Annotated in this window: 14 protein-coding genes and 1 pseudogene; 13 read left to right on the forward strand and 2 right to left on the reverse strand. The window is 68.1% G+C overall.

Annotated elements, in window-relative coordinates; translation table 11 throughout:
- Positions 1–60: 60 nt before the first annotated feature.
- The 4 genes from AQ610_RS21905 to AQ610_RS21920 all read left to right on the forward strand — a co-directional run bounded on the left by AQ610_RS21905 (position 61) and on the right by AQ610_RS21920 (position 3471).
- Positions 61–237 (forward strand): hypothetical protein, encoded by a 177-nt coding sequence (locus AQ610_RS21905; protein WP_231749049.1) that lies wholly within the window; start codon positions 61–63, stop codon positions 235–237.
- A gap of 249 nt (positions 238–486) precedes the next feature.
- Positions 487–1911, forward strand: coding sequence for a purine-cytosine permease family protein (locus AQ610_RS21910; RefSeq protein ID WP_006028575.1), 1425 nt, complete (start codon positions 487–489; stop codon positions 1909–1911).
- Positions 1908–2831: an NAD-dependent protein deacetylase gene (locus AQ610_RS21915; RefSeq protein ID WP_006028576.1), complete on the forward strand. Its 924-nt coding sequence runs from the start codon at positions 1908–1910 to the stop codon at positions 2829–2831. Before AQ610_RS21910 ends, AQ610_RS21915 begins: the two co-directional genes overlap by 4 nt.
- Positions 2794–3471 (forward strand): DUF938 domain-containing protein, encoded by a 678-nt coding sequence (locus AQ610_RS21920; RefSeq protein ID WP_009916232.1) that lies wholly within the window; start codon positions 2794–2796, stop codon positions 3469–3471. The genes AQ610_RS21915 and AQ610_RS21920 overlap by 38 nt, the downstream gene beginning before the upstream one ends.
- A gap of 234 nt (positions 3472–3705) precedes the next feature.
- Here the strand turns inward: AQ610_RS21920 and AQ610_RS34480 are convergent.
- Positions 3706–3850: pseudogene (locus AQ610_RS34480) on the reverse strand (6-phosphogluconate dehydrogenase).
- On the opposite strand from AQ610_RS34480, the gene gnd reads away from it, so the two are divergent.
- The 4 genes from gnd (at position 3839) to AQ610_RS21940 (ending at position 7372) form a co-directional block, all read left to right on the forward strand.
- Entirely contained in the window at positions 3839–5254 is a 1416-nt protein-coding gene (gnd, locus tag AQ610_RS21925; RefSeq protein WP_009916233.1) for an NADP-dependent phosphogluconate dehydrogenase, read from the forward strand. The pseudogene AQ610_RS34480 and the gene gnd sit on opposite strands and share 12 nt — an antisense overlap.
- A 198-nt stretch (positions 5255–5452) precedes the next feature.
- Positions 5453–5785: a DUF4148 domain-containing protein gene (locus AQ610_RS21930; RefSeq protein ID WP_009916234.1), complete on the forward strand. Its 333-nt coding sequence runs from the start codon at positions 5453–5455 to the stop codon at positions 5783–5785.
- Positions 5786–6127: 342 nt separating this feature from the next.
- A complete protein-coding gene (locus AQ610_RS21935; protein WP_009916235.1) occupies positions 6128–6490 on the forward strand; it encodes a cupin domain-containing protein in 363 nt (120 codons plus the stop codon).
- 126 nt (positions 6491–6616) lie between these two features.
- Complete coding sequence (locus AQ610_RS21940; RefSeq protein ID WP_080595207.1) at positions 6617–7372, forward strand: peptidoglycan DD-metalloendopeptidase family protein; 756 nt, start codon at positions 6617–6619, stop codon at positions 7370–7372.
- A 106-nt stretch (positions 7373–7478) separates the two neighbouring features.
- On the opposite strand, the gene AQ610_RS21945 is transcribed toward AQ610_RS21940, so the two are convergent.
- A complete protein-coding gene (locus AQ610_RS21945; protein WP_006028582.1) occupies positions 7479–8114 on the reverse strand; it encodes a Pr6Pr family membrane protein in 636 nt (211 codons plus the stop codon).
- Positions 8115–8375: 261 nt separating this feature from the next.
- On the opposite strand from AQ610_RS21945, the gene AQ610_RS21950 reads away from it, so the two are divergent.
- The 5 genes from AQ610_RS21950 (at position 8376) to AQ610_RS21970 (ending at position 14219) form a co-directional block, all read left to right on the forward strand.
- Positions 8376–8912, forward strand: coding sequence for a cytochrome b (locus tag AQ610_RS21950; protein WP_009915702.1), 537 nt, complete (start codon positions 8376–8378; stop codon positions 8910–8912).
- A gap of 160 nt (positions 8913–9072) precedes the next feature.
- On the forward strand, positions 9073–9468 hold the full coding sequence (locus tag AQ610_RS21955) for a DUF2946 domain-containing protein (RefSeq protein ID WP_043283075.1): 396 nt from the start codon (positions 9073–9075) through the stop codon (positions 9466–9468).
- Between the two features lie 86 nt (positions 9469–9554).
- Entirely contained in the window at positions 9555–11759 is a 2205-nt protein-coding gene (locus AQ610_RS21960) for a TonB-dependent copper receptor (protein WP_006028585.1), read from the forward strand.
- A 327-nt stretch (positions 11760–12086) separates the two neighbouring features.
- Positions 12087–13181 carry a triacylglycerol lipase gene (locus tag AQ610_RS21965; protein ID WP_043283076.1) on the forward strand — a complete coding sequence of 365 codons (1095 nt, stop codon included), beginning with the start codon at positions 12087–12089 and terminating at the stop codon, positions 13179–13181.
- 3 nt (positions 13182–13184) lie between these two features.
- On the forward strand, positions 13185–14219 hold the full coding sequence (locus AQ610_RS21970) for a lipase secretion chaperone (protein WP_006028587.1): 1035 nt from the start codon (positions 13185–13187) through the stop codon (positions 14217–14219).
- Positions 14220–14227: the final 8 nt, after the last annotated feature.

The following is a 14227-nucleotide window of genomic DNA, read 5'->3' on the forward strand; positions in this document are numbered from 1 at the left end:
CGCGACGGGACGTGGGTAGTCAATGCGGCGGTGGTCGCGGGCAAGGAGCGGGAGGCGGCGATGAACGCGTTCATGTCGCGGATGGAGAAGGCGCGCGTGAAGAATCTCGGCAAGGCCGACGCGTTCGAGCGCCCGCGCTTCGACGCGCGCGCGCAGTATCAGATGAAGCTAGTGCGCGTGGTGGACGCGCCGGCGGGGGCGCTAGGGCAGAAGTTGGTGTTGGAACCGCAGCGGTAGGCGAAGGTGTAGTCGGAGGCGAAGGTGGAAGTCTCGGCCTATCGAGAGCGGTGCGGCCCGCCATTTCGTTGCGGGCCTCGCAAAGCCTTCGCGTCCGGATTTGTCGCGGGGTGGTTTGCGGAATAGTGCGCGGGGATTCACCACATTGCCGCCTCGGTACAAACCCGAATCCCCAAAAGAGTTGTCTATACAATTTTGAGCGGCTACCGTGAGCATTCCGAACCTCAGACATTTCCGGGACCCGCCGCCATGCCGAACGTCACCGATGCCCAACGCCGCCCGCTGCGCGAACGCCGCACGATCGACCACATCCCCGACCACGAGCGTCACGGCAGGCTGTCGAGCCAGTTCACGCTGTGGCTCGGCGCGAACCTTCAGGTGACGGCGATTGTCACCGGCGCGCTCGCAGTCGTGCTGGGCGGCGACGTGTTCTGGTCGCTCGTCGGACTCGCGCTCGGTCAGTTGCTCGGCGGCGCGGTGATGGCGCTGCACGGCGCGCAAGGGCCGCGGCTCGGCTTGCCGCAGATGATTTCGAGCCGCGTGCAGTTCGGCATCTACGGCGCGGTGATTCCGCTCGTGCTCGTCTGCCTGATGTACGTCGGCTTCTCCGCGAGCGGCACCGTGCTCGCCGGTCAGGCGCTCGCGCAACTGCTCGGCGTCGCCGACACGGTCGGCATCTTCGCGTTCATCGCGGTCGTCGTCGTGCTCGCGGTGTTCGGGTATCGGACGATTCACGCGCTCGGCCGCGTGTCGAGCGTCGTCGGCGTGATCGCGTTCGTCTACATGTTCGCGCGGCTCCTCGGCGGCCATGACGTCGGCGCGCTGCTCGCGATCCGGCATTTCTCGCTGCCGAGCTTCCTGCTCGCGATCTCGCTGTCCGCGTCGTGGCAGATAGCGTACGGGCCCTACGTCGCCGACTATTCGCGCTATCTGCCGCGCGCGACGTCCGCGCGCCGCACGTTCTGGGCGATCGGTCTCGGCTCGGTGCTCGGCGCGCAGGCGTCGATGGCGTTCGGCGTGTTCGCGGCGGCGCTCGCGGGCAAGCAGTTCGCCGGGCACGAAGTGCAGTTCATCGTGAGTCTCGGCGCGAGCGGCGCGACGGCCGCGCTGCTCTATTTCGCGATCGCGTTCGGCAAGCTGACGATCACGACGCTCAACGCATACGGCAGCGTGATGTCGGTCGCGACGATCGTCACCGGCTTCTCGGGCCGCGCGCAGATCACGCAGCGCGCGCGGATGGCCTACGTGCTCGCGATGGTCGCCGCGGTCGCCTGGCTCGCGCTCGTCGGTCGTCACGCATTCCTGAAGGATTTCTCAGCGTTCATCCTGTTCCTGCTCGCATTCTTCACGCCGTGGAGCGCGATCAATCTGGTCGACTTCTACTGCGTGACGAAGGAGCGCTACGACGTGCCCGCGCTCTACGATCCCGACGGCCGCTACGGCCGCTGGAACATCGCGGGCGTATCGATCTACGCGATCGGCGTGCTCGTGCAGATGCCGTTCATCGCGACCGAGTTCTATACCGGGCCGCTCGTCGCGAAGTTGGGCGGCACCGACATCTCGTGGATCATCGGCCTCGCCGTGCCCGGCATTCTGTATTATGTGGCGGCACGCAGGCAGGCCGCGCACGTCCCCGAGCGGCTGATCCTGCCGGACGAGCCCTCATTGTCATGACCGATTCCGCCGTTGTTTCGTCGCAGCCGCTTTCATCGCCGGACGCCGCGCCGTCGGCCGATCCGCGCGCGCTCGACGCGCTGCATGCGTTCGTCGAGCGACATCCGCGCCTCTTCGTGCTCACGGGCGCGGGCATCAGCACCGATTCCGGCATTCCCGGCTATCGCGACCGCAACGGCGCATGGATGCGCTCGCCGCCGATCCAGTACCGCGAGTTTCTCGATTCCGACCATGCGCGCCGCCGCTACTGGGCGCGCAGCATGCTCGGCTGGCCCGTGGTCGGGCGCGCGCAGCCGAACGCATCGCATCATGCGCTCGCGCGGCTCGGCGCGGCGGCGCGCATCGGGCGGCTCGTCACGCAGAACGTCGACGGGCTGCATCAGCGCGCGGGCAGCGTCGACGTCATCGAGCTGCACGGCGGCATCGGCGGCGTCACGTGTCTCGATTGCGGCGCGCATCACGCGCGTGCGGCGATCCAGCCCATCCTCGAAGCGGACAATCCTGCACTGCTCGTTGCCGAGGCGGAGCCCGCCGCCGACGGCGACGCGCATCTCGAATGGCGCGCGCTCGACACGTTTCGCGTGCCCGCGTGCCCGGCGTGCGGCGGGCTGCTGAAGCCGGCCGTCGTGTTCTTCGGCGAGAACGTGCCGCGCGAGCGCGTCGCGGCCGCCGCGCGCGCGCTCGACGACGCCGATGCGATGCTCGTCGTCGGCTCGTCGCTGATGGTGTATTCCGGCTACCGGTTCTGCGTATGGGCGAGCGACCAGCGCAAGCCGATCGTCGCGATCAATCTCGGGCATACGCGCGCCGATCCGTTGCTGACGCTGAAGGTCGAGGCGTCGTGCGGGCGGACGCTCGCCGCGCTCGCCGCGCGTCTCGGGCTTGCGGCGAGCGACGCGCGCGGCCCGCTTCACGTCTGACTCGTCCATCCTGATTCGTTTCGTCATGCCGATCGATTCCACTTCGCGCCAATGGGCGGCCGCCGCCGAACGCAACCGCGAGCCGATTCTCGCTGTGCTGAAGCGCGTGCTGCCCGCGCGCGGCGCCGTGCTGGAGATCGCGAGCGGCACTGGCCAGCACGCGGTCCACTTCGCGGCTGCGCTGCCCGATCTCGTCTGGCAGCCGACCGACGTGGAGTTGGCCGCGCGCGCGTCGGTTGCCGCGTGGGCGGCCGATGCCGCGCTGCCGAACCTGCGCGCGCCGCTCGCGCTCGACGTGTGCGCAAAGCCGTGGCCGCTAGCCGCCGCCGATGCGCTCGTCTGCATCAACATGATCCACATCGCGCCGTGGGCGGCCGCGTGCGCGCTCTTCGAAGGCGCGGCGCGCGTGCTGCCCGAGGGCGGCGTGCTGTATCTGTACGGGCCGTATCGCCGCGGCGGCGCGCACACGGCCGAATCGAACGCGCAGTTCGATGCGCAGTTGCGCAGCCGCAATCCGGCGTGGGGCGTGCGCGATCTGGAGGCGGTAGTCGAACTCGGCAGTGCGTCCGGCCTCGTGCTCGACGAGATCGTCGAGATGCCGGCGAACAATCTGAGCGTCGTGTTTCGAAAGCGCGCGTAGGCGCGTGTGCGTCGGGCGCGGCGCGGCGGCGCTGGCGTGAGCGTCGGATTCGTTGAACGAGACGAACGCGCGATCGTAGAGATCGTAGAACGAGCAGAACGAACCAATCGCGACGGCCCGCGATCGCAGCATGGACACCGCCATCCGTTCGACCACGACACGTCGACAGTATCCCGAATCAACGCCGGAGCGCCGCCGAAGCCACATCGAGGGACCGCCAGACGTCGCGAGGCGTCAAACCGAGCCGCCACCCGATTCGCCTCCGGACGCCTTTCATTCGCGGCGCGCTCGCGCGGTTTCCCTTATCCTTGCGCCTGTGCGCGCGACCCCGGTGGGTCGCGCCCTGTTTTTTCCGGAGAATTGAACAATGGGCAAACAAGCAATCGGTGTGGTCGGTCTCGCGGTGATGGGGCGCAATCTGGCCTTGAATATCGAAAGCCGTGGCTACGCGGTGTCGGTCTACAACCGCAGCCGCGAGAAGACCGACGAACTGATCGCCGAATTTCCCGATCGCAAGCTCGTGCCGGCCTATACGCTCGAGGAATTCGTCGCGTCGCTCGAAACGCCGCGCCGCATCCTCCTGATGGTGAAGGCGGGCGAAGCGACCGATGCGACGATCGCGGCGCTCAAGCCGCTGCTCGACAAGGGCGACGTGCTGATCGACGGCGGCAACACGCACTTCACCGACACGATCCGCCGCAACCAGGAACTCGCGCAGGCGGGCCTGCATTTCATCGGCACGGGCGTGTCGGGCGGCGAGGAGGGCGCGCTGCGCGGCCCGTCGATCATGCCGGGCGGCCAGCGCGACGCATACGATCTCGTCGAGCCGATCCTCGAGCAGATCGCCGCGAAGGCGCCGGCGGACGGCGAGCCGTGCGTCGCGTACATGGGGCCGGACGGCGCGGGCCATTACGTGAAGATGGTCCATAACGGGATCGAGTACGGCGACATGCAACTGATCGCGGAGAGCTACGCGGTGCTCAAGCAGGTCGCGGGCCTGACGAACGACGAGTTGGGCGAGGTCTACGCCGAATGGAACCAGGGCGAGCTCGACAGCTACCTGATCGAGATCACCGCGAAGATCTTCGGCAAGAAGGACGACGAAACGGGCGAGCATCTCGTCGACGTGATTCTCGACCGCGCCGCGCAGAAGGGCACCGGCAAGTGGGCGAGCCAGAACGCGCTCGACCTCGGCGTGCCGCTGCCGCTCATCACCGAATCGGTGTTCGCGCGCGTGCTGTCGTCGCTGAAGGCGCAACGCGTCGCGGCGAGCAAGGTGCTGAGCGGGCCGTCTCCCGCGCCGCTCGAAGGCGATCGCGCCGCGTTCGTCGAATCGGTGCGCCGCGCGCTGTACCTGTCGAAGGTGATCTCGTATGCGCAGGGCTTCGCGCAGCTCGATACGGCATCGAAGGAATACGGCTGGAACCTCGATCTCGGCACGATCGCGAAGATCTTCCGCGCGGGCTGCATCATCCGCGCGCGCTTCCTGCAGAAGATCACCGATGCGTATGCGAAGAACACCGCGCTCGCGAATCTGCTGCTCGACCCGTATTTCCAGGACATCGCGGCGAATTACCAGTCCGCGCTGCGCAACGTCGTGATCGCCGCGGTGAAGGCGGGCGTGCCCGTGCCGGCGTTCGCGTCGGCGGTTGCGTATTTCGACAGCTACCGGTCGGCGCGCCTGCCCGCGAACCTCGTGCAGGCGCAGCGCGATTTCTTCGGCGCGCACACGTTCGAGCGCACCGACAAGCCGGGCAGCTTCCACGCGAACTGGGCCGAGTGACACGCGAGATCGGTAATTGTTGCGATCGTCTACGTTATTGGTCGGTTTTTTCTAGGGATGGAACGGCGATTGTTATCGGTCTCGAAACAGTGTTTTCGTCGATTCATGGTTTTCCCTAAGTGCCTCCGTGACTAGACTGTGATTAATCGCTGCTCGCATGGTGCTTGCGGCGAAGCAAAAAATCACGGAGGTTTGATCATGAAATCGCTTTTCGCTACCGTCGCAGTCGCCGCCGCCCTCGCCGTTCCGGCCGTTTCGTTCGCCCAGCAATCGAATGGCTCGGTGACCCGCGCGCAAGTCCGGGCCGAGCTCATCCAGCTCGAGCAGGCGGGCTATAACCCGGCTTCCGACCGCGTGAACTACCCCGAGGAAATCCAGGCTGCCGAAGCCAAGATCCACGGCCAGCAAAACGTCGCCGCGCAAGCCGACACGAGCGGCTACGGCGCGCAGCCGGCGGCCGCGGCCGAATCGGGCGCGCCGAACAAGGTGAAGCGCATCGCCGACGGCGCACCGGTCTACAAGGGTCGTTGAGCGGCACGGTTGTCCGTCGCGCGTCGCGGCTGAACGCGAGCGCGGCGAGTCGCGGCCCACGCATGGCAGTTCTCAGCCCGCGTGTTCCATTCGTTGGAACGTGCGGGCTGAGCTTTTTGGCGCGCCGAAACAGGGCGGTCGCGCGTGTGCCGCCGTCAATTCCGATCCGGGCACCGGGCGCGCGGCGCGCGGCGGATGGCGCGCCGGGATTCAACACCGCATTCCGGACGCTGCACCGCCGCTCGTAGCGGGTGAGCGCGCTCGTCGCGCGCGCCTTCGCCGATCGGCCGATTCCCCGACAACTTACGTCGGCGATGTCCGGCGAGTTACTATCCGTCCGGCATGGTGCCGCGCGATCGTCGCGCCGGCCGCCACGGTGCCACGGGAATGTCCATGAAGATCGTACGCAGCAAGAGCTTCACCGCGCCGCGGGCGTGGGGCGCCGTCGACATCGCCAACATGCGCGGCATCACGACCCGCCTGCATTGGACGGATCAGCCGTACAAATGGCACGTCAACGATGGCGAAGAGGTGTTCGTCGTGCTCGACGGCCGGGTCGAGATGCGCTATCGCGACGCCGGCGTCGAGCACGCGGCCGTCCTGGAGGCAGGCGACATCTTTTTCGCATCGGCAGGGACGGAACATGTCGCGTGCCCGCTCGGCGAGGCCCGGATTCTCGTCGTCGAAACCGAAGGCAGCGTTTGAGGTCCGATCGGAATGGCGCGGCTCGCGATGCGTCGGCCCGGCCGGGTGCGGTTCGCCGGGCTTGCCGGGCCGATCGCGCACGAAGTCCCGGCGGCGGCGAGCGCGCTGCCGCAGCGAAGTGAATTGATGGAGGTACGCTTGAGAAGCATTCTGTTCGTCCAACGGTCCGGCATCGGCTGGACGGTGCGCACGGCGCTCGTCGCGGCAGGCGCGGCGCTCGTCGGCGGTTGCACGCTGACGCCGTGGACCGACTCCTGGCAGCCGACGCACGTGCCGCCGCAGTCGGCGCAGCGCGCGTCGTCGGGCGTGCCCGCCGGCTATTACCGCGTGAATTCGGGCGATACGCTCGCAAGCATCGCGTCCGCGTTCGGGCAGCGCCCGCTCGACGTCGCGAGCTGGAACCACATGGCGCTGACCGACATGGTGACGCCCGGCCAGGTGCTGCGCGTCGCGCCACCGCCGAGCACGGCGGCGCTTGCGCCACCCGCCGCGCAGCCGCAAGCGGCCGCGCCGGCGCTCGCGTGGCCCGCGCGCGGCACCGTGACGACGCCGTTCGGTGCCGGCAGGAACCACGGGATCGTGATCACCTCGGCGGGCGGCGATCGCACGGTGCGCGCCGCCGCGCCCGGCCGCGTCGTGTACGCGGGAACGGGCGTCGCCGCCTATGGCCCGCTCGTGATCCTGAAGCACGAGAACGGTCTCATCACCGCGTACGGCCACAACGACAGGCTGCTCGTCAACGAAGGCGACGCGGTGAGCGCGGGCCAGCCGGTCGCGGAGATGGCGACCGACGCGAGCGGCCGCTCGACGTTCGAGTTCGAAGTGCGGCGCAACGGCAAGGCCGTCGATCCGCTCGGCCTGCTGCCGCGCAACGGCTACTGACCGACTTCCAGCGCCGCCCGCCGCGCGCGATGCGCGGCTGAGCGGCGCGATCGTGTCGCCACCGGGCCCGGCCATCCGGCGTGCGCGCGTGCGCGCGGCGCCGTCGTCAAGCGTGCTCCGTCTGCGGCGCGAGCGCGCCGGCGCGGTTGCCGAGCAGCACGATCAGCGCGGCGAAACCGAGGCTGCCCGCCGCGATCGCGCCGCTGTATGCGGCGACCATCAGATAGCCGTGCGCGCGCGGATCGACGAACGGGTACGGGTACCAGTCGATCAGCGCGCCGCGCACGAGCGTATAGCCGAGATACGCGACCGGAAACGCGAGCCACCGCGCGAGCTGCGACCAGTCGATCCGCACGCGCGGCGCGACGTACAGCCAGTCGAGAAACACCGTGATCGGGATGATCCGATGCAATATCCAGTTCGTATAATAAGGCGTCGCATGATGCAGCGTGTCCAGATGCGCGAGCAGCAGCTCGTAGACGATGCCCGTGATCGCCATGTACAGCACGACGGCGCCGCGCGCGGACTCGTATCGTCGCGACGGCGGTTTCGTCGCAAGCCATAATCCCGCGAGCAGCACGATGGCCGCATACAGGCTGCTGAGCTGCGTGAAGTAGCTGAGGAAGTTGTCGAGCCGGAAAGTCGGCGTGTTCCATCGGCGTGCGATGCTGTGACAGGTCGCGGAAAGGATCAGTCCGCAGCCGACCAGTCTGTAGGCTGCGACAAAAGCGGCTTTCTGCATGATGGGGCCTTGCGTGTAGCGGTGAAGCGGGCGTCGTGGCGGATGCGTGCCCGACTGCTCGAATATTGATTCGAGAATAGTTCAAGCATTGCCGCGCCGACATGCGGCTCTACCCGAGCCCGCCCGGCACGCGATCCGCGATCATGCGGAAACTTGATCGAGCCGCAGGGCCCGCGCATCGCGCGTCATTACAATTCGACAACGTCGTGTGCGACGCCGCGCGCGATCCGGTGGTTCCCTTCAATACGAACGAGACTGATCATGAATCGTATCCTCGCCGGCCAGGCGCGCTACAGCCGTCCCGCCGTCTTCTTCCATTGGGCGATTTTCCTGCTCGTCGCGCTCGCGTACCTCGCGATCGAAGTGCGCGGGCCGAAAGGGACCGACAGCCGGGTGTTCTGGTCGAACGTCCATTACCTTGCCGGCACGCTCGTGCTCGCGCTGGCCGTGCTGCGGATCGTCTGGCGCTTGGCGGGCGGCGCGCCGCGCGAGCTGCCGCAGCCGGCGTGGCTCGCGCTGTTCGCGAAGCTCGCGCATCTCGCGCTGTACGTGTTCATCGTCGCGCAGCCGCTCCTCGGAATCATGACGCTGAACTTCGGCGGCAAGCCGGTGACGCTCGCGGGGATCGACTGGTCGTTTACGCTGTTCGGTCCGAACGCGGCGCTGCGTTCGACGATCAAGGAAGCGCACGAATTGATCGGCAACGTGTTCTATTACGTGATCGGCCTGCACGCACTTGCCGCGCTCTGGCATCACTTCGTGAAGCGGGACGCGACGCTGCGCCGGATGACGTTCTGACACGCTTCGCCGCCGCGGCGCGCATCGTTGCGGATGCAACGATGCGCGTGCGCGGTTCGCGCGACCACGACCGGCCCCGCGACCGTTTCACGCTACCCAAGCCAGCCAACATTCTGTAACATTCGGGCGGCATTACATTCCCTTTACGCCATCCCGAACCATGTCCAACCGATTCCGCAAACTGACTGCCTGGCTGGGCATGCTTGCGGTCTGGTTGGCGAGCGTCGCGCCGCTCGTCTCGCAGGCAAACGCGCGGCCCGCCGCGCCGTCTTCCGCCGCGGTGATCTGCGGCGACGAGCACGGCGCACGGCCGGTCGCGGCGGGCGTCGCGCACGGCGGCCCGGCGCGCGACGGCGCGGCGCATCACGCGCTGCATCTCGACGCATGCGGATACTGCGCGTTCTTCGCGCACAGCCCGGCGATCGGCGCGGCCGCGCCATCGCTCTTCTCCATGCACGTGGCGGCCGTCGCGCCGTCCGTTCCTTCCGGGGCCGCCGCGCCCCCGCTCGAGCGCTACACGCACGCCTATCCGCGCGCGCCGCCGGCAGACGCCTGAACGCCTGACTTCATTTCCGTTCATGCAGTCCCCGCATCCGTTTGATCCGACGATCGCGCGGAGGGGCGTCTTTCGAGTTTCGATTCATGACATCCAAATTCTTGCGTCACGCGCACGCCGCGCGTGGAGACCGTGCGCGCCGTCGGCGGCGCGCGATCACGCTTACCGTACCCGCGCTCGCAGCGGGTGCGTTCCATCTCACGCCGGCCGCCGCGCAGACCGACGATGCCGCGCACCGTCACGGCGCGCCTGGCGCGATGGGCAGCGTTGCGCCCGACGCGACGGCCACCGCGACGAACCGCACGACAGCCGGCGCTGCGCCGGAAGCCGCGATGCTGCCGACGATCGAAATCGTCGCGGCGCCCGAATCGACGCCGCTCGTCGTCGTCACCGATCCGAAAACGCCGCGCCAGCCGTTGCCCGCGAGCGACGGCGCCGATTACCTGAAGACGATTCCCGGCTTCGCGTCGATCCGCAGCGGCGGCACGAACGGCGATCCGGTGCTGCGCGGGATGTTCGGCTCGCGTCTGAACATCGTCGCGAACGGCATGTCGACGCTCGGCGCATGTCCCGGCCGGATGGACGCGCCGACGTCGTACATCGCGCCCGAGAGCTACGACAAGGTGACGGTCGTCAAGGGGCCGCAGACCGTGCTGTACGGGCCGGGCGCGTCGGCGGGCACGGTGCTGTTCGAGCGCGTGACGCCGCGCTTCAAGACGCCGGGCATGCGCTTCGACGGAAGCGTCGTCGGCGGCTCGTTCGGGCGCAACGATCAGAACGTCGACGTGACGGCCGGCACGCCGGACTTCTACGGGCGCGTGACCGCGAACCACGCGCATTCGCAGGATTACGAGGACGGCAACGGCCGCACGGTGCCGTCGCAATGGGACAAGTGGAACGCGGATGCGGCGCTCGGCTGGACGCCCGACGACAACACGCGGCTCGAGCTGACGGCGGGCACGGGCGACGGCTACGCGCGCTACGCGGGCCGCGGAATGGACGGCGCGCATTTCCGGCGCGAGACGTTCGGCCTGAAGTTCGACAAGAAGCACATCGGCGACGTGCTCGACCGCGTCGAGGCGCAGGTCTTCTACAACGAAGCCGATCACGTGATGGACAACTACACGCTGCGGATGCCCGATCCGACGAGCAGCATGCCGATGCGCATGGCCTCCGAAGTCCGCCGCCGCACGCTCGGCGCGCGCGTCGCGGCAACGCTGCGCTTCACCGACGCGTTCCAGCTCGTGACGGGCGTCGACGCGCAGTTGAACCGCCTCGACTCGCGCTCGGCGATGGGGATGCAGAACTACGGCGACAAGCCGTGGAATCCGCAGGCGAACATGTGGAACGCGGGCGCGTTCGGCGAGCTGACCTGGTATGCGAGCGACGCGTCGCGCGTGATCGGCGGCGCGCGGATCGACTATGCGGCCGCGCGCGACAAGCGCGCGACGACGGGCGGCATGAAGATGAGCATGCGCAATCCGACGTTCGACGATCTTCGCTCGCGCGTGCTGCCGAGCGGCTTCGTGCGCTACGAGCGCGATCTCGCGTCGCTGCCCGTCACGTGGTACGCGGGCATCGGTCATGCGCAACGCTTCCCCGATTACTGGGAACTGTTCTCCGCGAAGCGCGGCCCGACCGGCTCGGTCAACGCGTTCTCGGCGATCAAGCCCGAGAAGACGACGCAGCTCGACATCGGCGCGCAGTACAAGAGCGACAAGCTCGACGCGTGGGTGTCCGCGTATGCGGGCTACGTGCAGGACTTCATCCTGTTCGATTACGCGACGGGCCCGATGGGGCAGACGACGCAGGCGACGAACGTCAATGCGCAGATCATGGGCGGCGAGCTCGGCGCGTCATGGCGCCCGCTCGCGCCGTGGCGTTTCGATGCGTCGCTCGCGTATGCGTGGGGGCGCAACGTGCAAAGCGGCGCGCCGCTGCCGCAGATGCCGCCGCTCGAAGCGCGCTTTGGGGTCGAGTACACGCGCGGGCCGTGGTCGGCGGGCGGGCTGTGGCGAGTCGTTGCGCCGCAGCATCGCTATGCGCTGAACGAGGGCAACGTCGTCGGCAAGGACTTCGGCCCGAGCGCCGGTTTCGGCGTGCTGTCACTGCATGCGCAGTACAACGTGAGCAAGGCGGTGCAGATCTCGGTCGGCATCGACAACGTGCTCGACAAGGCTTATGCGGAGCACCTGAACCTCGCCGGCAACGCCGGTTTCGGCTATCCGGCGAACGTGCCCGTCACGGAGCCCGGCCGTACCGCGTGGGTCCGTCTGAGCACCAAGCTCTAAGCTCCCCCCATCCGTTCCTTTCCCCCGCATCGCAGTGCAGCATCCGCGATGCGGGCGGCTTACCCGCTTGGCCTCGCCGCTAGCGTCAATCGATTAGAGAGCCGTGTCTAACCGACGGAAAATTTTCGTTAGACATGCTTCACTCCTTTGGCCGGCGCAGGAGGCGCTCGTTTCAATCGTCAAAGATCGTCGTCGCGTCCTGGGCGGCGCCGTTGGGCCGTGCAACTGCGTCGGCATGCAGGCTGCGTATTCGGGCAGTGCAAAACGTAGTCAGGCGCACAGAAACAATATCCTCATCCGATACGATTCAAACAAAAGGAGACGTACATGGCCAGATCGATGCGATCCAGAGCAGTGGCGGCGGCGGCCGCGTTCGCGATGAGCGCGGCGCCGGCCGCGAGCATCGGGACTTTTCTCTCGCTTGCCGGCACGCAATCCGCCGTCGCGGCGACGACCGTCGTCGACAGTTACGCGGCGACCCGATATCCGATCATCCTCGTGCACGGCCTGACCGGCACCGACAGATACGCGAACGTTCTCGACTACTGGTACGGCATCCAGGCGGATCTGCAGGCGCACGGCGCGCAGGTCTACGTCGCGAACCTGTCCGGCTTCCAGAGCGACGACGGGCCGAACGGACGCGGCGAACAACTGCTCGCATACGTGCAGCAAGTGCTCGCCGCGACGGGCGCATCGAAGGTGAACCTGATCGGCCATAGCCAGGGCGGGCTGACGTCGCGCTACGTCGCAGCCGTCGCGCCGCAGCTCGTCGCGTCGGTGACGACGATTGGCACGCCGCATCGCGGCTCCGAGTTCGCGGACTTCGTGCAAACCGTGCTGGCGTACGATCCGACCGGATTGTCGTCGACGGTGATCGCCGCGTTCGTCAATGTGTTCGGCATCCTGACGAGCAGCAACAACAACACGAATCAGGACGCGCTCGCCGCGCTGAAGACGCTGACGACGTCGCAGACCGCGACGTACAACCAGAACTATCCAAGCGTGGGCCTCGGCGCGCCGGGCTCATGCCAGACGGGGGCGCCGACGGAGACGGTCGGCGGCAACACGCATCTGCTGTATTCGTGGGGCGGCACGGCGATCCAGCCGACGCTGTCGGCGCTCGGCGTGACGGGCGCAACCGATACGAGCACGATCCCGGTTGTCGATCCGGCGAATACGCTCGATCCGTCGACGCTCGCGCTGCTCGGCTCCGGCACGGTGATGATCAATCGCGGCTCCGGCGCGAACGACGGCCTCGTGTCGCGCTGCAGCTCGCTGTATGGCCAGGTGCTCAGCACGAGCTACAAGTGGAACCACCTCGACGAGATCAACCAGTTGCTCGGCGTGCGCGGCGCGTATGCGGAGGACCCGGTCGCGGTGATCCGAACGCATGCGAACCGGCTGAAGACGCAGGGTGTGTAATCGATGAAGGGTGAGGGCGGCTTCGCGCGACGCGTCGCGCTTTACGGTGCGGCCGGCGTCGTTGCGGCCGGCGCGGTCTGGTATGTCGTCGGCGCGCCGGCGAAGCGCGATGCCGGCGCGGCAGGCGTCGCGCCGGGCGTCACCGCGTCCGCGCCCGCCGTCGCGGCGCAGAGCGCCGATGTGGGCTCCGCTGCGAGCGGGCTGCCCGCGTCGCTGGCCGGCTCGTCGGCGCCGCGGCTGCCGCTCGACGCGCACGGTCATCTCGCGAAGGCGCGGGCCGTGCGCGATTTCTTCGACTATTGCCTGAGCGCGCAGAGCGAGCTGAGCGCGCAGGCGCTCGATGCGCTCGTCGCGCGCGAGCTCGCCGCGCAGCTCGACGGCACGGTCGCGCAGGGCGAGGCGCTCGACGTCTGGAAACGCTATCGCGCGTATCTCGATCAACTCGCGAAGCTGCCGGACGGCGGCGCGCCCGGCAACAAGCTCGACCTCGCAGCGCTGCAGCTCGCGCTCGACCAGCGCGCATCGATCGCGAGCCGCACGCTCGGCGACTGGGCCGAGCCGTTCTTCGGCGCCGAGCAGCAGCGGCAGCGCTACGATCTCGCGCGGCTGAGAATCGCGCGCGACGCTTCGTTGACGGACGCGCAGAGGGCCGCGCGCCTCGCGGCGCTCGAACAGCAACTGCCGCTCGACCAGCGTGCCGAGCAGGCGCGCGAAAAGCAGCAGAACGATGCGATTGCGCGGATCGCGCAATCGCAGAAGTCTGGTGCGTCGCCCGACGAAATGCGCGCGCAGCTCGCGCAATCGCTCGGGCCGGAAGCCGCGGAACGCGTCGCGAAGATGCAGCAGGCGAACGACGCGTGGCGCGCGAAGTACGACGAATATGCGGCGCAGCGCGCGCAGATCGACGCACAGAATCTGTCGCCGCAGGATCGCGACACGCAGATCGCGCAACTGCGGCAGCGCTACTTCACGCAGCCGGGCGAGGCGCTGCGCGCGGCGTCGCTCGATCGCGGCGGCGCGGCGGCGCAGCCGCAATAGCGGCGCGC

The sequence above is a fragment of the Burkholderia humptydooensis genome (assembly GCF_001513745.1).
Classification (GTDB): Bacteria; Pseudomonadota; Gammaproteobacteria; order Burkholderiales; family Burkholderiaceae; genus Burkholderia; species Burkholderia humptydooensis.